The sequence below is a fragment of the Rhizobium sp. WYJ-E13 genome, from assembly GCF_018987265.1.
Taxonomy (GTDB): Bacteria; Pseudomonadota; Alphaproteobacteria; order Rhizobiales; family Rhizobiaceae; genus Rhizobium.
Genome location: NZ_CP076853.1, coordinates 4,053,903 through 4,073,312, shown reverse-complemented (window position 1 = coordinate 4,073,312; position 19,410 = coordinate 4,053,903). Strand labels below are relative to the sequence as shown.

At 60.3% G+C, this 19,410-nt stretch carries 16 protein-coding genes; 6 read left to right on the top strand and 10 right to left on the bottom strand.

The features are described 5' to 3' along the window. Positions 1 to 2 precede the first annotated feature (2 nt). Both cmk and rpsA read left to right on the top strand, forming a co-directional pair. Positions 3 to 647, top strand: a complete 645-nt coding sequence (gene cmk, locus KQ933_RS20100; RefSeq protein ID WP_216756476.1) for a (d)CMP kinase — start codon at positions 3 to 5, stop codon at positions 645 to 647. A 176-nt stretch (positions 648 to 823) separates the two neighbouring features. Further along, positions 824 to 2,527: a 30S ribosomal protein S1 gene (gene rpsA, locus KQ933_RS20095; protein WP_028757934.1), complete on the top strand. Its 1,704-nt coding sequence runs from the start codon at positions 824 to 826 to the stop codon at positions 2,525 to 2,527. A 130-nt stretch (positions 2,528 to 2,657) separates the two neighbouring features. On the opposite strand, the gene KQ933_RS20090 is transcribed toward rpsA, so the two are convergent. From KQ933_RS20090 to KQ933_RS20080, 3 genes are all read right to left on the bottom strand, one after another. After that, a complete protein-coding gene (locus KQ933_RS20090) occupies positions 2,658 to 4,181 on the bottom strand; it encodes a hypothetical protein (RefSeq protein WP_216756475.1) in 1,524 nt (507 codons plus the stop codon). Between the two features lie 222 nt (positions 4,182 to 4,403). Further along, positions 4,404 to 5,030 (bottom strand): ribonuclease D, encoded by a 627-nt coding sequence (locus KQ933_RS20085; protein WP_216756474.1) that lies wholly within the window; start codon positions 5,028 to 5,030, stop codon positions 4,404 to 4,406. A gap of 104 nt (positions 5,031 to 5,134) precedes the next feature. Further along, positions 5,135 to 5,344: a SlyX family protein gene (locus tag KQ933_RS20080; RefSeq protein ID WP_112542868.1), complete on the bottom strand. Its 210-nt coding sequence runs from the start codon at positions 5,342 to 5,344 to the stop codon at positions 5,135 to 5,137. A gap of 170 nt (positions 5,345 to 5,514) precedes the next feature. Here KQ933_RS20080 and uxaC point away from each other — a divergent pair, with 170 nt between their 5' ends. Further along, complete coding sequence (gene uxaC / locus KQ933_RS20075) at positions 5,515 to 6,930, top strand: glucuronate isomerase (RefSeq protein WP_216756473.1); 1,416 nt, start codon at positions 5,515 to 5,517, stop codon at positions 6,928 to 6,930. Beyond that, positions 6,927 to 8,384: a mannitol dehydrogenase family protein gene (locus KQ933_RS20070; protein WP_216756472.1), complete on the top strand. Its 1,458-nt coding sequence runs from the start codon at positions 6,927 to 6,929 to the stop codon at positions 8,382 to 8,384. Before uxaC ends, KQ933_RS20070 begins: the two co-directional genes overlap by 4 nt. A gap of 128 nt (positions 8,385 to 8,512) precedes the next feature. On the opposite strand, the gene KQ933_RS20065 is transcribed toward KQ933_RS20070, so the two are convergent. From KQ933_RS20065 to KQ933_RS20035, 7 genes are all read right to left on the bottom strand, one after another. After that, entirely contained in the window at positions 8,513 to 10,963 is a 2,451-nt protein-coding gene (locus KQ933_RS20065) for an FAD-dependent oxidoreductase (RefSeq protein ID WP_216756471.1), read from the bottom strand. Next, complete coding sequence (locus KQ933_RS20060) at positions 10,964 to 11,839, bottom strand: choline/ethanolamine kinase family protein (RefSeq protein WP_216756470.1); 876 nt, start codon at positions 11,837 to 11,839, stop codon at positions 10,964 to 10,966. Positions 11,840 to 11,909: 70 nt separating this feature from the next. Then, positions 11,910 to 12,986 carry an ABC transporter ATP-binding protein gene (locus KQ933_RS20055; RefSeq protein ID WP_216756469.1) on the bottom strand — a complete coding sequence of 359 codons (1,077 nt, stop codon included), beginning with the start codon at positions 12,984 to 12,986 and terminating at the stop codon, positions 11,910 to 11,912. Positions 12,987 to 13,002: 16 nt separating this feature from the next. After that, positions 13,003 to 14,076, bottom strand: coding sequence for a Gfo/Idh/MocA family protein (locus tag KQ933_RS20050; RefSeq protein ID WP_216756468.1), 1,074 nt, complete (start codon positions 14,074 to 14,076; stop codon positions 13,003 to 13,005). Between the two features lie 36 nt (positions 14,077 to 14,112). After that, positions 14,113 to 14,991 carry a carbohydrate ABC transporter permease gene (locus KQ933_RS20045; protein WP_183729131.1) on the bottom strand — a complete coding sequence of 293 codons (879 nt, stop codon included), beginning with the start codon at positions 14,989 to 14,991 and terminating at the stop codon, positions 14,113 to 14,115. A gap of 1 nt (position 14,992) precedes the next feature. Further along, complete coding sequence (locus KQ933_RS20040; protein WP_216756467.1) at positions 14,993 to 15,952, bottom strand: carbohydrate ABC transporter permease; 960 nt, start codon at positions 15,950 to 15,952, stop codon at positions 14,993 to 14,995. Positions 15,953 to 15,958: 6 nt separating this feature from the next. After that, positions 15,959 to 17,245 (bottom strand): ABC transporter substrate-binding protein, encoded by a 1,287-nt coding sequence (locus tag KQ933_RS20035; RefSeq protein WP_216756466.1) that lies wholly within the window; start codon positions 17,243 to 17,245, stop codon positions 15,959 to 15,961. 205 nt (positions 17,246 to 17,450) lie between these two features. Here KQ933_RS20035 and KQ933_RS20030 point away from each other — a divergent pair, with 205 nt between their 5' ends. Both KQ933_RS20030 and KQ933_RS20025 read left to right on the top strand, forming a co-directional pair. After that, positions 17,451 to 18,125, top strand: a complete 675-nt coding sequence (locus KQ933_RS20030) for a TetR/AcrR family transcriptional regulator (protein WP_216756465.1) — start codon at positions 17,451 to 17,453, stop codon at positions 18,123 to 18,125. A gap of 133 nt (positions 18,126 to 18,258) precedes the next feature. Then, entirely contained in the window at positions 18,259 to 19,407 is a 1,149-nt protein-coding gene (locus KQ933_RS20025; protein ID WP_216756464.1) for a Gfo/Idh/MocA family protein, read from the top strand. The last annotated feature ends 3 nt before the right edge of the window (positions 19,408 to 19,410 follow it).

The following is a 19,410-nucleotide window of genomic DNA, read 5'->3' as shown; positions in this document are numbered from 1 at the left end:
TCATGAGCGACAGCTTCATCATCGCCATCGACGGCCCTGCCGCGGCAGGCAAAGGCACCCTTTCGCGAGGGATCGCCGAACAATACGGCTTCCACCACCTCGATACCGGCCTCACCTATCGGGCGGTCGCCAAGGCGCTCATCGACGCCGGCCTGCCGCTCGACGACGAGACGATCGCTGAAAAGATGGCGCGCGAGGTTGAACTGGCCGGGCTCGATCGCGATATATTGTCGAGACATGAGATCGGCGAAGCCGCCTCGAAGATTGCGGTGATGCCGGCAGTTCGCCGGGCGTTGGTCGCGGCGCAGCGGCGGTTTTCCGAGAGGCCGCCGGGGGCGGTTCTCGACGGGCGCGATATCGGCACCGTCGTCTGCCCTGCGGCACCGGTGAAGCTCTATGTGACGGCATCGCCGGAAGTGCGTGCAAAACGCCGCTATGACGAGATCATCGGCAAGGGCGGCGCGGCGGACTTCGATGCGATCTTCGAGGACGTAAAACGGCGCGACGATCGCGACATGAACAGGGCGGACAGCCCGATGAAACCGGCAGTCGATGCGCACTTGCTTGACACGTCGGAAATGAGTATAGAGGCCGCGTTTCAAGCTGCCAGGTCGATCATCGACGCTGCCTTGAGCCGAAATGCCTAAAAATAAGCGGCTTTCCGTGCTTCAAGCGCGGAGGCAATGCAAAAGTAGCCTGAAATTCCGTCCAAGCGCCGGATTGCCTTCGTGAAAGAAGGCGGACTGGGTTCAGGCCCGTTCAACACGAACCAACCGGCGCATACGTGAGCCTTAACGCTATCGAAGGCCACGCAGGAGATTTTATGTCAGTAGCAACTCCCTCTCGCGAGGATTTCGCGGCCCTTCTCGAAGAGTCCTTTGCCAAGAACGATCTGGCCGAAGGCTATGTTACCAAGGGTATCGTCACGGGCATCGAAAAGGATGTCGCCGTTGTTGACGTCGGCCTGAAGGTCGAAGGCCGCATCGCGCTCAAGGAATTCGGCGCACGTGCCAAGGACGGTTCGCTGAAGGTCGGCGACGAAGTCGAAGTTTACGTCGAGCGCATCGAAAACGCGCTGGGCGAAGCAGTTCTGTCGCGTGAAAAGGCTCGCCGCGAAGAAAGCTGGATCAAGCTCGAAGCCAAATTCGAAGCTGGCGAGCGCGTCGAAGGCGTGATCTTCAACCAGGTCAAGGGCGGCTTCACGGTCGACCTCGACGGTGCGATCGCCTTCCTGCCGCGCTCTCAGGTCGATATCCGCCCGATCCGCGACGTCACGCCGCTGATGCACAACCCGCAGCCCTTCGAAATCCTCAAGATGGACAAGCGCCGCGGCAACATCGTGGTTTCGCGCCGTACGGTTCTGGAAGAATCCCGTGCCGAGCAGCGTTCTGAAATCGTTCAGAACCTCGAAGAAGGCCAGGTTGTTGACGGCGTCGTCAAGAACATCACCGACTACGGTGCGTTCGTTGACCTCGGCGGCATCGACGGCCTGCTGCACGTCACCGACATGGCATGGCGCCGTGTGAACCATCCGTCGGAAATCCTGAACATCGGCCAGCAGGTCAAGGTTCAGATCATCCGCATCAACCAGGAAACCCACCGCATCTCGCTCGGCATGAAGCAGCTCGAGTCCGATCCGTGGGATGGCATCCAGGCCAAGTATCCGGAAGGCAAGAAGATCTCCGGTACCGTCACGAACATCACCGACTACGGTGCATTCGTCGAGCTGGAGCCGGGCATCGAAGGCCTGATCCACATCTCGGAAATGTCCTGGACCAAGAAGAACGTCCATCCCGGCAAGATCCTGTCCACGAGCCAGGAAGTCGAAGTCGTCGTTCTCGAAGTCGATCCGTCCAAGCGCCGTATTTCGCTCGGGCTCAAGCAGACGCTGGAAAACCCGTGGGCAGCATTCGCCCGCAGCCATCCGGCCGGCACTGAAGTCGAAGGCGAAGTCAAGAACAAGACCGAATTCGGCCTGTTCATCGGCCTCGACGGCGATGTCGACGGCATGGTTCACCTCTCCGACCTCGACTGGAACCGTCCGGGCGAACAGGTCATCGAGGAGTTCAACAAGGGCGATGTCGTCAAGGCTGTCGTTCTCGACGTCGACGTCGAAAAGGAACGCATCTCGCTCGGCATCAAGCAGCTCGGCAAGGATGCAGTCGGCGAAGCCGCTGCTTCCGGCGACCTGCGCAAGAATGCGGTCGTTTCCTGCGAAGTCATCGCTGTTAACGACGGCGGCGTCGAAGTGAAGCTCGTCAACCACGAGGACATCACTTCGTTCATCCGTCGCGCCGACCTCGCCCGCGACCGCGACGAGCAGCGCCCTGAGCGCTTCTCGGTCGGCCAGGTGTTCGACGCCCGCGTCACCAACTTCTCCAAGAAGGACCGCAAGATCATGCTGTCCATCAAGGCTCTGGAAATCGCGGAAGAGAAGGAAGCCGTTGCTCAGTTCGGTTCGTCCGACTCGGGCGCGTCGCTTGGCGACATCCTCGGCGCGGCTCTCAAGAACCGCGGCGGCGAATAATCCTTCGCTGATCCCTTAGAAATGAAGAACCCGCCGGAGCGATCCGGCGGGTTCTTTCGTTTGGGGGATTGTTTGGAGTTCTTTGTACCCACGCAATTCCGCTATGCGCACCCGCAGAAAGTGCTTCGGATTATTCCCAGCCCACCATGCGCTGATAGAGGGCATAGACCGGATCGGCGACGGTTGCCGGCGTCGTAGAGGGATCGGGATCGAACATTTTCGGCTGCCGCCGCTCTTCACGCGGGGCGTCTCCTTCGCCGGCCCGCTGCTCTTCGTCCTGACCGGATTGCGCCTGCTGCTGTTGCTGCTGATCCTGAGAGCCGCCATTTTCATGTTGGCGATGAGGCGGCTCATCGGCCTTGGTTGCCTTGTATTCGTCGCGAGCGAACTGGTACGGCGTCTGGGCATAGGGCAGGCCGTCCGGCATACGTGCCGCAAGCGGAACGTATGAGGGTGTCTCGATTACCGGGAGAGGAACCGGCTGCGGCTGAGCGGCAATGTCCCTGGCAGGACGCGCCGTCTGGGCGGCTGTCGCGATCTCCGTCTCGGACGGGCGAGAAGCCTGGGTAGCCTGAGCAGATGCAGGCTCGACCACATCTTCTGGGGTGGCGCGAACCAGGCTCTCCGTCGCCTCGCTGATGACGGCCTCGTCCAGCATAGCATCGATTTCGACGGCAGCTTCGACGGGCGTATCCGTCAACAGGACAGTTGCCTCCTGCTCGCGGATGATCGTTGCGATCATGTGCGAAACCTGTTCGGTCATGGAGCTGGCAATGCCGGTCCAGCTGCGCGGGATCACCGGATCGGCCTTGGCAGAGATCGTCTGCTGCTCGAGAGCTGGGCCAGCCTGTTCCGGCTCGACCACTTCCCGCTTTACCGATGCGACCTGGACTTCTTCTGTCTCTCTCGGCGTGGTCGCCTGCGATGAAGCGTCATGCGCCGCTGTCGCGGGCTGCCTTCCAGCCTGCTGGTCCTCAACGGCTAGATCGGTCGTCACGACAACAGCTGTTTCGGCTGGAACGATTTCTTCGGCAGCGGGTATCGCCGCACTTTCAACGGGTTTTGCTGCCAACTGACGTGCCGCAGACAGGTTTTCTCCCTGAAGCTTGATTTCCGGCCGCGGCTCGGTGCGGGGCAGCGGGGCAGCATCATTCTGGCGATAAGAGCGGACAACGGCGCGGGCCGCAAGATCCCTGTCCTTGTAGCTGACAATCTCGAGATAGGCGATGACACGGGTGGCCTCCGGCCCGGTCGGATCCTTGAGGGCTGCGGCGATCATTCTCAGCGGCAGGCTATGTCCGTCATCGGAAAGCTGGCGCTCGACCGCATCGATCTCGGCGTCGGGCATGTGACGGATGGCATCAGCGACACGGGTGGCAAAGGCTTGATCGGATTCGCCTTTGCCTCGCTGCAGCGATATCGTGCGTCCCGTCGCATTGATGATGTCGAGAAGTGCTTCAATCATGCGCTGGCGCGCGGCGATAAGCAGGATATTGAGCTTGCCGGCAATTGCGGCGTTGAGGTCGGCAGCTTCAACTGCATTCACCGGGGTGGGGGCGACCACCGAACGGCCGAGGCCGCCGGCAACGATTGCCGCCGTCTGACCCTGAGAAGAAAGGCTTGCATTGGACGCTGAACGAATGGGAGACAACACAGGCACGCTCCTTTCGCAAAGTGGCTATGAAAGCAGGTTCTACAAAGAGACCGAGCTCATCCGGCCTCTTGCATCCCGGCAGATCCTCCTGTCCGCATCGGCACTTTTTGTGCCGTCGAGTGCATAAAAATTAATAATAATCTTAACGAAAACGTCTTAACGAATAGCTAACGGCCGCGGACGATGTCCGTGGCCGTGCTGGTATGTCGGATGAAATGCGCCTTAGCTGTGGGCGAAGATATCTGCCTCTTCCCAGCCGAGAAGATCGAGCTTGGCGCGCGTCGGCAGGAATTCGAAGCAGGCCGTCGCGTGCTCCAGACGGCCATCGCGGATCAGGCGTTCGTTGAGCTTGTCACGCAGCGCGTGCAGATAGAGCACGTCGGAGGCGGCATATTCGAGCTGCGCCTGCGAGAGCGTTTCGGCAGCCCAGTCGGAGGACTGCTGCGTCTTGGAGATATCGATGTCGAGCATCTCCTTCAGATTATCCTTCAGACCGTGGCGATCCGTGTAGGTACGGATGAGGCGCGAGGCGATCTTCGTGCAGAAGACCGGTGTCGCGGTGACGCCGAATGTATGGAAGAGCACGGCGATATCGAAGCGGCCGTAGTGAAAGATCTTCTGGCGCGACGGATCGGCAAGCAGCGCGGTCAGGTTCGGCGCTTGCTTCTGACCGGCCGCTATGCGGATCACATCGGCAGAGCCGTCGCCCGGCGAAAGCTGGACGACGCAGAGGCGGTCCCGGCGCGGCACGAGGCCCAGCGTTTCGGTATCGATCGCGATCGCGCCAATGTAACGGGCGGCATCCGCCGCGGAAATATCGCCTTGGTGATAACGGATGGTGGCCGCCATGGGATGTCTCTCGTTCAGCTTCGTCTTTTCGGGCTATATCGCAAAGGGCGAAACCGCGAAACCGCTTTCCTGCTGCAGGCGGCCTTCAGGCGCGGCATAACCGCTCAATAGTGCGGCGGCTTGGTGATCGCCGGGGCTTCCAGCGATTGTTCTTCCAGGCTCAGGAACCGCTCGGTCAATCGATCGAGCTTGGCGCGCGTCTGCTCCATGACTTTCCATTGTTCGGCAAGCTGATCGGAAAGCTCATCGATCGTCTTTGCCTGATGGGCCAGCATTTCTTCCAGCTTCGTGATGCGCGCTGCCTCGTCGGACATCGGTTTTCTCCGGGGAAATCAGGTGGCATTTCCAAAGCCCAAATAGGCCGAAGCGTCAATGGTTTCGAGGCCTCACGAAAACGATTCCGAAATGAACCGCTTGGTTACCAAAAGCCCTTGCCGCATCCCGTCTTGTGGGGTAGGCCCTTATCCATCAGGGAGGATAACTGATGGATGTAGGCAATGGCTTTCTTCATCCGGACCGGCTCTTTCCCGCCGATCCGGCAACGCGGACAATAGCATGCGATCTCTATGAGACGGTGCGTGCCCTTCCGATCGTCAGCCCTCACGGGCATACCGAACCGTCCTGGTTCGCAGACGACAAGGCCTTCGAAGACGCCGCTTCGCTGCTCGTCATTCCCGACCACTATCTTTTCCGCATGCTGCACAGCACCGGCACCAAACTCGATGAGCTCGGTGTGCCACGGCTTGACGGCAAGCCGGTGGCAAGCGGCCGGGATATCTGGCGGGCTTTCGCTGCCAAATACCATCTTTTCCGCGGAACGCCGTCGAGCCTTTGGGTCGATCATGCCATGTCGGCCGTGCTCGGCTGTACAGAGCCGCTGACGACTGAGAATGCCGATGCGCTCTACGATCATATCAATGCGCAGCTGAAACTTCCGGAGTTCCGGCCGCGGGCGCTGCATCAGCGCTTCGGCATCGAGACGATCGCCACAACCGAAGGCGCACTCGATCCGCTTCCTCACCATCAGAAGATGGCGACCGACGGCTGGATCGGCAAAGTGCGCACCACCTACCGGCCTGACAGCGTCACCGATCCCGACGCCATCGGCTTCCGCGACAATCTCATCAAGTTCGGTGAGATCACCGGCTGCGACATCACCAAGTGGGACGGCCTCATCGAGGCACATCGTAAGCGGCGCGCCTATTTCCGCCAGTTCGGCGCAACGGCGACCGACCATGGCGTACCGACCGCCTTTACCGCCGATCTGCCGCTTACCGAAAAGCAGGCGCTGCTCGACAAGGCGCTGAAGGGACCCCTTTCGGCTGCTGATGCAGAGCTTTTCCGGGGCCAGATGGTGACGGAAATGGCCGGCCTCTCCGCCGAAGACGGCATGGTGATGCAGATCCATGCCGGTTCACGCCGCAACACCGACCGCGGGCTTTTCGAAACCCGTGGACCGAATATGGGCGCCGATATTCCGACGCGCACCGACTGGGTCGGCGGCCTCAATGCCCTGCTGTCGAAATACGGCCATGCGCCTGGCCTGCGCATCCTGCTCTTCACGCTCGACGAGACGACCTATGCCCGCGAGCTTGCGCCGATGGCCGGCCATTGGGCCTGCCTGATGATCGGGCCGCCCTGGTGGTTTCACGACAGCCCGCTTGGTATCCGCCGCTATCTCGACCAAGTGGTGGAGACAGCCGGTTTCGCCAATCTCGCCGGCTTCAACGACGATACGCGCGCGCTCCTGTCGATCCCCGCCCGCCACGATGTCTGGCGTCGCGAGATTTGCCGCTTCCTGGCGCAGCTTGCGGCCGAGCACCGGATTTCCAAAAAGGAAGCCGAAATCGTGACGCGCGAACTCTCCTATGACAATGCGAAGAAGGCCTACAAGCTGTGAGCGACAGACTACAGACCATAACCGGCCTTGCGCCGACAGCGAAGCTTCCTGCCTATGACCGGAATGCACTGAAGGCCGGCATCCTGCATCTTGGCCCCGGCGCCTTCTTCCGTGCGCATTTCGCGCCCTTCACGGATGGCGCGCTCGCAGCTGCAGGTGGCGACTGGGGCATTGAGGTGGCAAGCCTGCGCACGCCTGATGTTGCGGACAATCTGAGCGCTCAGAACGGGCTCTATACGGTGCTAATCCGCGACACGTCGGGGACAACGGCGCAGGTCATCGGCTCGATCCTTGGGGCGCATGTGGCGCCACGCGATCCGACCGGCCTGCTGGCACGGCTAGAAGACCCTGATATCCGCATCGTCAGCATGACCGTGACCGAAAAAGCTTACGGTTTCGATCCGGCAACGGGCGGGCTCGACCTCAAGCATCCCGATATCGTCGCCGACCTTGCCAACCGGCACGCGCCGCGCGGCGTTATCGGCTATCTGGTGGAAGGCCTTGCGCGGCGGCGTCAGAAAGGTATTGCACCCTTTACGCCGCTCAGCTGCGATAACCTGCCGAGCAACGGCGCAGTACTGAAGCGTCTCGTACTGGAATTCACCTCTCGCATCGATACCGACCTGCATGACTGGATTGAAGCGAACGTGCCCTTCCCGTCCACGATGGTCGACCGTATCACGCCGGCAAGCACCGATGCGACCTATGCCGATGCCAAGCGGCTGACGGGCCGCACCGACCTCGCGGCGATCGAGACAGAGCCTTTCACGCAATGGGTGATCGAAGATCATTTCGCCAATGGGCGGCCAGCCTGGGAAAAGGTGCGTGGCGCGCTGATGGTCGAGGAAGTCTCTGCCTATGAAAAGATGAAGCTGCGGATGCTGAATGGTGCGCATTCTCTGCTCGCCTATCTTGGCTATACAGCAGGCTATGAATTTATCCGCGACGTGATGGACGATGCCGGACTTGCCGCGCTGGCCCGCCGGCATATGAACGCGGCGGCGGCAACGCTCGACCCGGTTCCCGGTATCGATCTCGACGCCTATGCGGACGAGCTGATAGCACGCTTTGCAAACAAGGCGATCGCCCACCGGACCTATCAGATCGCCATGGATGGCACACAGAAACTGCCGCAGCGCTTGCTGGAGCCGGCAACCGAAGCGCTCGCAAAGGGTGGCAAGGCGGAGACCTACGCGATCGCTGTCGCCGCCTGGATGCGTTACGCAACGGGCGTCGACCGCAATGGCGAACGCTACGAATTGCGCGACCCACGGGCGGGAGAGATTGCAGCACTGATCGCGGATGTGCCGCGCAACGGCGGGGCTGTTTCAGCAGCGCTGTTCAAACTTCCGGGGCTGTTTCCAAAGGCACTGACCGGGAATATCGCCTGGACTGAGGACGTGGCAAACAAGCTGGAAATCCTGATCCAGGACGACAGGCTGCCGCTGTTTTGATGCCTTTCCTCATGAACCCCGTGCTTGTCGCGGGGTTCATGAGGTCCAAGTCCCTGGGCCTGCAATTTCGGACGTAAAACCGCCGCACACTTTCGTTGGACTTGATCCATCCTTGGCTGCCGCGAGGCTCAGGCTTTCACCCGCTTCATCTCGGGATCGTAAAGCGGCTTGAGGCTGACCTTGCAAGGCACACGCTCACGAGCAACATCGAGCTCATAGGTGCCGGAGAGAACGAAATCCTCCGTCACGCCGTCTGGGTTACGAACATAGCCATAGCCAATCGGCCTGCCGATAGTGTAGCCGAAGCCGCCGCTGGAAAGCCAGCCGACGCGCTTGCCGTCGCGGTAGATGGTTTCGCGGCCCAGCAGCACGATATCGGGATTTTCAGGCACGAGGCAGACGAGCATCTTCTTCACGCCGCCTTCAAGCTGGCGTTCGATCACCTCACGGCCCTTGAAAGGCGTGTTCTTCCGCATCTTCACGGCCCAGCTAAGGCCGGCTTCGACCGGCGTATGGTCCGGGCCGATATCGGAACCCCAGGCGCGATAGCCTTTTTCCAGGCGGCAGCCTTCGATGGCGCGGTAGCCGGCATTGACAAGGCCGAACCGTCCGTCCGTCGCCATGAGCGCGTCATAGACGGTGGTGGCATATTCGATCGGCACATGCAGTTCATAGCCGAGTTCGCCGACATAGGTGATACGCAGAGCCCGCACGGGGCAACCGGCAATACCGATGGTTTTGACCCGGCCGAAGGGGAAGGTGGCATTGGAGACGTCGCTGGTCGTGATCTCCTGCAGGATCGCGCGGGAATTCGGTCCCATCAGCGAGAGCACGGTATAGGCCGAGGTAACGTCAACGAGTTCGGCGTGGAGGCCATCGGGGATGTTGCGCGAAATCCAGTCAAAATCATGCGTGGCAAAACCGGTGCCGGTGACGATGTAATATTCGTTTTCGGCGATGCGGGCGCAGGTGAGGTCGCATTCGATGCCGCCCTTGTCGTTGAGCATCTGCGTGTAGATCAGCGAACCGACGGGCTTTGCAACATCGTTGGCGGCAATCCAGGATAGGGCTGTTTCAGCATCCCTGCCCTTCAGCACGAATTTGGCGAAGGATGTCTGATCGAAGATGACGGCTGCTTCGCGCACCGCCTTGTGTTCCCGGCCGACGGCATCGAACCAGTTCTGGCGAGCATAGGTATAAATGTCCTTCGGCTCTTCATTGGCGAAGAGATCGGCAAACCAGTTCGGCCGCTCCCAGCCGAGCTTTTCGCCGAAACAGGCACCCTGCGCCTTCAGCCGGTCATAGAGCGGTGATTTCCGGCACGGGCGGCCGCTTGCATATTCCTCAAAGGGGAAGGCCAAGGTGTAATGCTTGCCATAGGCCTCCAGCGTGCGAGTACGGACCCAGTCCGTATCGAAATGCGGCCGGCCGAACCGGCGGATATCGACCGGCCAGAGATCATAGGGCGGTTCGCCCTTGGTCACCCATTCGGCGAGCGCCATGCCGGCGCCGCCGGCCGAGGCAATGCCGAAAGCATTAAAACCGGCGCCGACGAAGAAATTCTTCAGTTCCGGTGCCTCACCAAGGATGAAATTGCCGTCGGGCGTAAAACTCTCCGGCCCGTTCAGAAGCTGTTTGATACCGACATTTTCCAGCGCCGGCACGCGGCCGAGCGCCTGTTCCATGATCTGCTCGAAATGGTCGAAATTGCTGTCGAGCAGCGTGTAGTGAAAACCATCGGGAATGCCGTCCAGAGCCCAGGCAATTGGATTTGGCTCGTAACCGCCCATGACCATGCCGCCGACCTCTTCCTTGTAGTAGGTGAGGCGATCGGGATCGCGCAGCGTCGGAAGGTTGGACGGCACACCGAAGGAATCGGTGATGATATACTGGTGTTCGACCGAGACGAGCGGCACGTTGACGCCAAAGCGGGCAGCGAAGCTGCGGGTCCACTGTCCCGCGCAGACCACCACGCGCTCGCATTCGATACGGCCCTGCGCCGTGACGACGGCGCGAATCCTGCCCTTGTCGATTTCGAGATCGAGAACTTCCGTATCTTCGAAGATCGAGACGCCGGCCATGCGCGCGCCTTTTGCCAGCGCTTGAGTGATGTCAGAAGGATTGGCTTGCCCATCCGTCGGAAGGAAGGCAGCACCAACGAGATCGTCTGTGGTCATCAGAGGCCAGAGATCGAAGGCCTCCTGCGGGTTCAGGAGATGCATTTCGAGGCCGAAGGACTGGGCTGTCGTCGCCTGGCGCTTGACCTCAGTCCAGCGCTCCTCATTGCAGGCAAGCCGCAAACCGCCATTCATCTTCCAGCCGGTGCCGAGGCCGGTTTCGGCTTCGAGCTTCTTGTAGAGATCGACGGAATATCCCAGAAGCTGGGTGATGTTGGCGCTGGTGCGCAATTGGCCGACGAGGCCAGCGGCATGGAATGTGGTGCCCGACGTCAATTTCTTGCGCTCCAGGAGCACCGTATCTGTCCAGTCGAGTTTCGCCAGATGATAGGCGGTCGAGCAGCCGATGATGCCGCCGCCGATGACCACGGCTTTCGCCGTCTTCGGTAATTCCTTCGTCATTCAATGATCCTGTTCAAATGCCCGATAGGCGCGCTCGAAGCGGGCGAGGTTTTCGGCCGTGTAGGCGGCGTAGTTGAAATCGATGGTCGAATGGATCTCGGAAATCATGCTCCATAGGGTCTCGCGCAGCAACGAGGCGCATTTCATGGCCCGGTAGCGGCCGCTGAGATCATCCGTCAGGGGCTGGTCGAAATAGGTCTCCAGCATGAGGCACTCCGCCTCCTCTGAAAACTCGTTGTTGGAGGCGAGACCGCCGAGATCGAAGAGCGGCGTATTGAAGCCCGCGTAATCCCAGTCGATCAGCCAGAGCCGCCGGCCGTCGTCGAGGAAATTGGCAGCGAGCAGGTCGTTGTGGCCGAAGGCGATTTCGAAGGGACCGGCCGCTGCTTCGAGACGCTCGGCTTTCTCCAGGAGATCGTCCAGCAAAGGTGTGTGCGGGCTGTTTGCGGCCTTCAGGTTCGCGATGTAGTCGCGGATTACATGGAAAACCCAGAAGATCATCGCCTGACCACGGAAATGGCGGGCCATATCGTAGTGGCAGCGGCGGATCAGCGGAATGAGACGGACAAGCGTTTCCGGCTTTCTGACATCGTCAGGCGAAAGCGGCGCGGCATCTATAAAATCCAGAACCAGCACGCCCGGCACGTGATGGATCACGGCGGGCGAAATCCCGGCCGCGTGGGCAGCGCGGCTTGCCGCGAGCTCATTCTGCCTGTTGATGTGATGAACCGGAATATCATCGCCGAGGCGAACGACCCGCCTAAGCGCGCCATCCTTCACGAGATAATTGCGGTTGGTAATGCCGCCGGTGATCGGGGCTATGTCAATCGGGCCTTGCCAGATGCCAAGCGCATGAATCCTCTCTTCAGGCGTCACACGTAACCCCCTCGTAGCCCTCAGGGAAATGATGGGCTTGAGAGGGATCGGCTGTCAAGTTGCGGCCAATTCAGATTGTCTTGCCAGCGGCATCAAAAACATGACAGCGGGCCGGATCGAAGGAGGCTTTCACGTTGGTGCCGCGCTCGACCTTCTGCTGACCATCGAGCGCGATGGTCAGCGTCTGGTTATCCGGCGTCGTGGTGTAAAGCATCGTGGCGCCGCCGAGGTTCTCGACGAGATCGACATTGACGGTCGAAAGCCCAGTGCCGCCTTCCGCCAAAGAGAGATGTTCGGGACGAATACCGAAAGTAACGTCCTGACCCGCCTGACCAGCAAGCCGGCGGCCGAGCTGAACGGAATTGCCGCAGACATTGAGCGTCGAGCCGGTGTCGGTGACGCTCTCGATCCTGGCATTAAGGAAGTTCATCTTCGGGCTGCCGATAAAACCGGCGACGAAGCGGTTGGCGGGATTGTTGTAGAGATCGAGCGGAGCACCGACCTGCTCGATGCGGCCCGAATTCAGCACGACGATCTTGTCGGCCATGGTCATGGCCTCCACCTGGTCGTGGGTCACGTAGATCATCGTGTTGCCGAGGCTGCGATGCAGGCGGGAAATCTCGACACGCATCTGCACGCGCAGTTCGGCATCGAGGTTGGACAGAGGCTCGTCGAAGAGGAAGATGCGCGGCTCGCGCACGATGGCGCGGCCGATCGCGACGCGCTGGCGCTGACCACCCGATAGTGCCTTCGGCTTGCGCTCGAGCAGCTTCTCGATCTGCAGGATCTGCGCAGCGCGGCGTACCTTCGGCTCGATCTCGGCCCTTTTGTAGCCAGCGGTTTCAAGGCCGAAGGCGAGGTTCTTGTAGACCGACATATGCGGATAGAGCGCGTAGGACTGGAAGACCATGGCGATGCCGCGCTTGGCCGGCGTCACCTCGTTCATCCGCTCATTGTCGAGCAGCAGCGCGCCGCCGGAGATTTCCTCAAGGCCGGCAATCATGCGCAGCAGCGTGGACTTGCCACAGCCCGAGGGACCGACGAAGACGGCGAATTCACCGGGATCGATCGTCAGGTCGATGCCGTGGATGACGTCGAGCTGGCCATAGCGCTTCTCGACCTTCTGAAGAACGACACTCGTTGCCATGTTCCGAAATCCCCTCTTATTTGGTTCTTGCACGCCAATCGGCGTATTTCGGGCTGTCTGGACCGATCGGCAAGGCGACATCAGCGCCGCTATCGGAAGATTGGTAGATGGCCGTCACCAGTTCCAGCGCGCGCCTGGCATCTGCGCTCGTCACCGGAAGCGGACCCTTGCCCATAAGGTAATCATGGAAGCGCAGCATCTGCGTGTTGAAACGCAGCGGCACGGGCTGCCAGTCGGAGACGACGGCATCGATCTTCGCCTGTACTTCATCGTCGGCAGCGATGATCTGCCAGGGATCCTGGCCGGGCGCATAGGCCTCGTGATTGCTTTCGAAGGTAATGTTCTCGAAATGCAGCCTGAGCCGGCTGATTTCGTTCTGCGAACCGAGCGTGCAGGATAGCGAGACGAAGGCGCCGTTCTGCATCTGCAGGCTGACGGAGGCGCAGTCTTCGACCTCGATCTCGTTGACGCGGGTCGCCACGCGGCCGAAAACGCGGACGGCAGGGCCAGCGAGATAGAAGAGCATGTCATGCAGATGGAGCGCGTGAGTGACGAGCACGCCGCCGAGTTCGGTAGCCCATTTGCCGCGCCAGGGTACGGCGTAATACTCCGGCTTGCGGCGCCAGAAAGTTTCGACCGAACCCATGTAGAACTTCCCGGCGAGACCGGCATCGATGATGCGCTTGGCCTTCTCGACGCCATCACCATACCGATACTGGAAGATCGGCATCAACGTGCCTTTAGCGGTCTTCTCGGCCGCGATGATTTCGTCGGCTCCGGCGAGCGAACCGGTGAGCGGCTTCTCGCAGACCACATGCTTGCCGGCGGCAAGCGCTGCGATGACCTGCTCCTTATGGATGCCTGGCGGCGTGCAGATATCGATGATGTCGATGCTGTCGTCTGCAAGCAGCTCGTCGAAAGAGGTCGTGCGCCGTTCGATGCCGAATTCGTCGCCAATCGTCTTCAGGCGCTCCTCGTTCAGGTCGCAGATCGCCACGACCTTGAATTTGTCCGGATGCGGCAGATAACCCTCGACGATGTGGGAGCGGCCGATACCGCAGCCGATGATCGCGACTGTCTTCATGCTCATGTCATTCTTTCCTGTCTGGCTTTTCCGCCCGATCTATCAACGCTTCATACCGGTCGTGGCGATGCCCTCGATCAGCAGGCGCTGGAAGAACAGGAAGAAGAAGAACACGGGCACCAGGGTCAGCGTCGACATGGCGAACAGTCCGCCCCAATCCGATGCGCTGGTGGAGTCCACGAAAGTGCGCAGGCCGAGCTGGATCGTGTAGGTGTTCATGTCGTTGAGGTAGATCAGCGGACCGAAGAAATCGTCCCAGGTCCAGATGAAGGAGAAGATCGCGGCTGTCGCCAGAACCGGTAGCGACAGCGGCAGCATGATCTTCCAGTAGATGCGCCAGGCGCTGCAGCCGTCCATCATCGCGGCCTCATCGAGTTCGCGCGGAATGCCGCGGAAGAACTGCACCATGAGGAAGATGAAGAATGCGTCGCTTGCCAGGAACTTCGGCACGACCAGCGGCAGGATGGTGTTGACCCAGCCGAGATCGAGGAAGAGCACATATTGCGGGATCAGTGTCACGTGATAGGGGATCATCAGCGTGCCGAGCATGATCGCAAACCAGAAGTTCCGGCCGGCAAAACGCAGCCGCGCGAAGGCAAAGGCGGTCAGCGAACAGGCGATGACATTGCCGGCCACGACGAGTAGCGAGATGACGAGCGAATTCCAGAAGAAACGGCCGAAAGTGATGTCGAGACCAGTCCAGCCGCGCACATAGGAAGAGAAATCGACAGCCGACGGGATAAGCGAGGTCGACGAGAAGATCTCGTTTTCCGGCCTGACCGACGCGGACACCATCCACAGCAGCGGATAGAGCATCAGCAGAGAGGCGGCGATCAGCAGCGCATGGATGATGATCGAAGCCGGCAGGCTGCGTTTGGTGATGTCCGATGGCGGCCGGGCCGCGGTGACGGAAGCGGTCATCTCAGTCATCGTAATGCACCCAGTAGCGCGAGGTCAGGAAGGAGAAGGTGGTGAAGATCGCGATGATCACCACGAGGATCCAGGCGAGCGCCGAGGCATAGCCCATGCGGAAATTGCCGAAGGCTTCCTGATAGAGATAGAGCGTGTAGAAGAGCGTCGAATTGATCGGGCCGCCTGTGCCGCCGGAGATGATGAAGGCCGGCGTAAAGGCCTTGAAGGCATCGATCGTCTGGACGACGGCGTTGAAGAAGATCACCGGTGTCAGAAGCGGCAGCGTGATCTTGTAGAACTGGCGGAGTTTCGAGGCGCCGTCGAGGCTTGCGGCCTCATACATGTCCTGAGGGATCTGGCGCAGACCGGCCAGGAAAATGATCATCGGCGAGCCGAACTGCCAGACGGAGAGCGCGACCAGCGTATAGATCGAATAGCTCGGATGCGAAATCCAGCTCGGGCCGACAATGCCGAAATGCGAGAGTGCGGCGTTGACGAGGCCATCGCTGGCGAAAAGCTGGCGCCACAGCACGGCGATCGCCACGCTGCCGCCGAGAAGCGACGGAAGGTAGAAGATCGCGCGGTAGATCGGCAGGCCGCGCAGGCCTCGGTTCAGGGCCAGTGCGACGAGCAGCGCGAAGGTCAGCTTGAAGGGAACCGACAGCACGACATAGGTCAACGTGACGGACATGGCCGATGCGAATTTCGGATCGGCTGTGGCGATGCGCACGTAATTTGCCGCTCCTACCCAACCCGGCGCCCTCAGCATGTCGAAGTCGGTGAAGGACAGGTAGAGCGAAATCAGGGCCGGGCCGAGTGTCAGGCCAAAAAAACCTATGAGCCAGGGAAGCAGAAAGAGATAGCCGGGAGCATTGGCATTCCAGAGGCGCCGGAAGCGTCCGTCAGCCCGTACCCCCTGATATCTTTCCACTGTTACCGTCCCTGCGGACGTGCGCATCGCATTTGTCATATAAGATCAACCCCGCGCGAGAATTCGCGTGATTTCATCCACGAGTTGCTTGCCGGCATCGGCAGGCTTGAGCTGGCCAAAGGCGACCTGTTCAGAGATGGTGCGCAGCACGACCTGGCCTTCGCCGGCGCCGGTCGGCGGCGGGGGCGGAAGCGGGCCGGCGAGATCGCCAAGGCCGCTGACATATTCGAGCGGGACCTTACCGGTTTCGTCGAGCGTGCCGGCAACGACCTCACGCATCGCCTTGGATTCCGGAATGCCGCGTTCGACGTCGAGGATCTTGGCAGCATCGGGATTCTTGACGAAGAAGTTGACGTAATCGACAGCCTGATCGATCACCTTTGACTGTGCGGAGACCGAGAAGAACATCGAAGGCTTGCGGTAGTGGCCACCCTTCGAGTCCGGCTTGATCCTCATGTAGTTGCTGAGCATCAGTTTGTCCTTGACTATCGCCTGATAGCCAACGAACTGGTTGGAGTGGGCGTAATCGCAGGCAGCCTTTCCGACGGTGAGCGGGCTGGTATCGATCGTATCCTTGTAGAGCGCCTGAATGTCGGGCGTTACGCAGGCGCCGGCTTCACGGAATTTGGCCCACATGTCGAACCATTCCGAAGCGTCCTCGGCAGTGAAAGCAATCTTCGAATCCGCCGTGTACAGCGCCTTGCCGCGCTGGCGCAGATAGTTTTCGAAGAGCGGCTCGCCGCCGCTGCCATCGGCAAAGCCGAAATAGCCCTTGCGCTTGCCGGCTTTGGTGATTTCGGCGCCGATCTTGCCGAATTCTTCCCAGGTCGTCTTGTTCGTCGGCACGTCGATGCCGGCTTCCTTGAAGGCGACTGTGTTGATGACGGTCGCCGCCGAGTTTGCGCCGAGGCTGACACCATAGAAATGACCATCGACCTTACCACCTTCGATCTGCGCCGGGTCGAAATCATCGAGCTGCAGCTTCGAGGGCATATAGGATTCCAGCGGAGCGAGAGCGCCACGCCGGGCATATTCGACGATGTAGCGATAATCCATCTGAATGACGTCGGGGGCGTTGCGCCCGGCCACCTGTGTGGCAAGGCGCGGCCAGTAATCGGCCCATCCGAGGAATTCACCGGTGATCGAAACGCCGCTGTGCTGCGCCTTGAAAAGGTCGGAGACCTTGTTGGTGCGGTCAGCGCGCGGCTGGGAGCCCCACCAGATGAGGCGCAGGCGGTTTTCCTGGGCAAAAGCGCTGTTTCCAAGCGCCGAAAGCGAAAGGAGCGTTGCTCCGCCCGCCATGAAATTACGTCTGCTTACACGAAAAGACATATTGGTTTCCTCCTCCCAACAGGAAGCGCCTCCACACGCTTCCGAATTAGCCACCTTGCAACAAATAACTAATTGGTTACAAGTTATGTTCAAAGCATCCGGGCTGTCAAGCGGTGTTGCTGGCCCGGTTTCTCTGACCAAATCGGCTTTTTACATTCTTCCGCTTAAGCCTTATGAGCGCAACATGGGAAGTAGAGGAAATCGCATGAACGACACTGGGGAGAGCGCAAAAAAGAAGACCAAGCGTCCGTCCGCTGAGCGAATCGCCCAACGCGATCCGGAGCGCACCCGCGCAGCCATTCTTGAGGCCGCCACACGGGAATTTGCCGAAAACGGCATGGGTGGCGCGCGGGTCGATTCCATCGCCGAGCGCGCCGGCACCAACAAACGCATGCTCTACCACTATTTCGGCGACAAGGAGCAACTCTACCTGCGCGTGCTGGAGGAGGCCTATGTCAGCATCCGCACCGCAGAGCGCGCGCTGAATATCGGTACTCGCAGCCCCGAGGAAGGCATTGGGGAACTTGCCCTCTTCACTTGGCGCTACTTCCTGCAGCATCCGGAGTTCCTCAGCCTGCTCGGTACGGAAAACCTGCATCGCGCCCGCTGGCTGCGCCAGTCTGTGCGGCTCAAGGAATTGCATTCGCATCTGATCGGCGAGCTTTCGCAGGTACTGGAAGAAGGTAAGAAAGCGGGTGTCTTCATAGAGACCGCCGACCCGCTGCAGGTCTATCTGACAATCGCCTCGCTCGGCTATTTCTACCTGTCCAACCAGTACACGCTCTCGACGATCTTCGGCCGCGATCTCATCACGCCTGCCAATCTCGAAGCATGGGAACGACATATCGTTCACGTCACGCTCGCTTCGATAAAGCGCTGATTTTCAAAAAACCGAATTGGCTATTGACAGCAATATTCCTCTTCTGTCATCAAGTAACTGTTTAGTTACCGGCTCGGGAGGGCCGGGCCTGACTGCCCGCTCCCGACGCATAAAAGCTTCCAGGGAGGAAAAAGTGGCACGTTTGGGGATCATTTTGCACGGCGTTACCGGCCGTATGGGCTACAACCAGCACCTCGTTCGCTCGATCCTCGCCTTTCGCGATCAAGGTGGCATTACTCTGAAATCAGGCGAGAAACTGGAAATCGATCCGATCATCGTCGGCCGCAACGGCGGAAAGATGGAGGAGCTTGCCCGCAAGCATAACATCAAGCGCTGGTCGACCGATCTCGACGCGGCACTCGCCAATCCCGATGACGCCATTTTCTTCGATGCCGGAACGACGCTGATGCGCGCAGAGCTGCTCTCCAAGGCGCTCGATGCCGGCAAGCACGTCTATTGCGAAAAGCCTATCTCCGACGATCTGCAGGTTGCGATCGACCTAGCCCGTAAGGCGCGCGCCTCCGGCCTCAAGCACGGCGTGGTACAGGACAAGCTCTTCCTGCCCGGCCTGCGCAAGCTGGCGCTGCTGCGTGATTCCGGCTTCTTCGGCAAGATCCTCTCGGTGCGCGGAGAATTCGGCTACTGGGTCTTCGAAGGCGACTGGGGCGTTCCGGCCCAGCGTCCGTCCTGGAACTACCGCAAGGCCGATGGCGGCGGCATCATCCTCGATATGCTGTGCCACTGGCGCTATGTGCTCGACAATCTCTTCGGCGAAGTGAGGGCTGTTTCCTGCATGGGCGCTACGCATATTCCAACGCGCATCGACGAGCAGGGCAAGCCGTATAACTGCGACACCGACGACGCGGCCTATGCGACCTTCGAGCTGGAAGGCGGCGTGATCGCGCAGGTCAACTCGTCCTGGGCCGTGCGCGTGCGCCGCGACGACCTCGTGACCTTCCAGGTGGACGGTACGCATGGCTCCGCTGTCGCGGGCCTCACCAAATGCTGGAGCCAGCACCGCGTCAATACGCCGAAGCCGGTCTGGAACCCCGACCAGCCGCAGACGATCGATTTTTACGAGACCTGGGAAGAAGTGCCGGATACGCAGGTCTTCGACAATGGCTTCAAGGCGCAGTGGGAAATGTTCATCCGTCACGTCGTCGAGGACGCTCCCTGGCCCTATGGCCTGGAAGCCGGCGCCAAGGGGGTACAGCTTGCAGAACTCGGCCTGAAATCCTGGGCCGAGCGCCGCTGGCTCGACGTTCCCACGCTGGAGTTCTGAGCC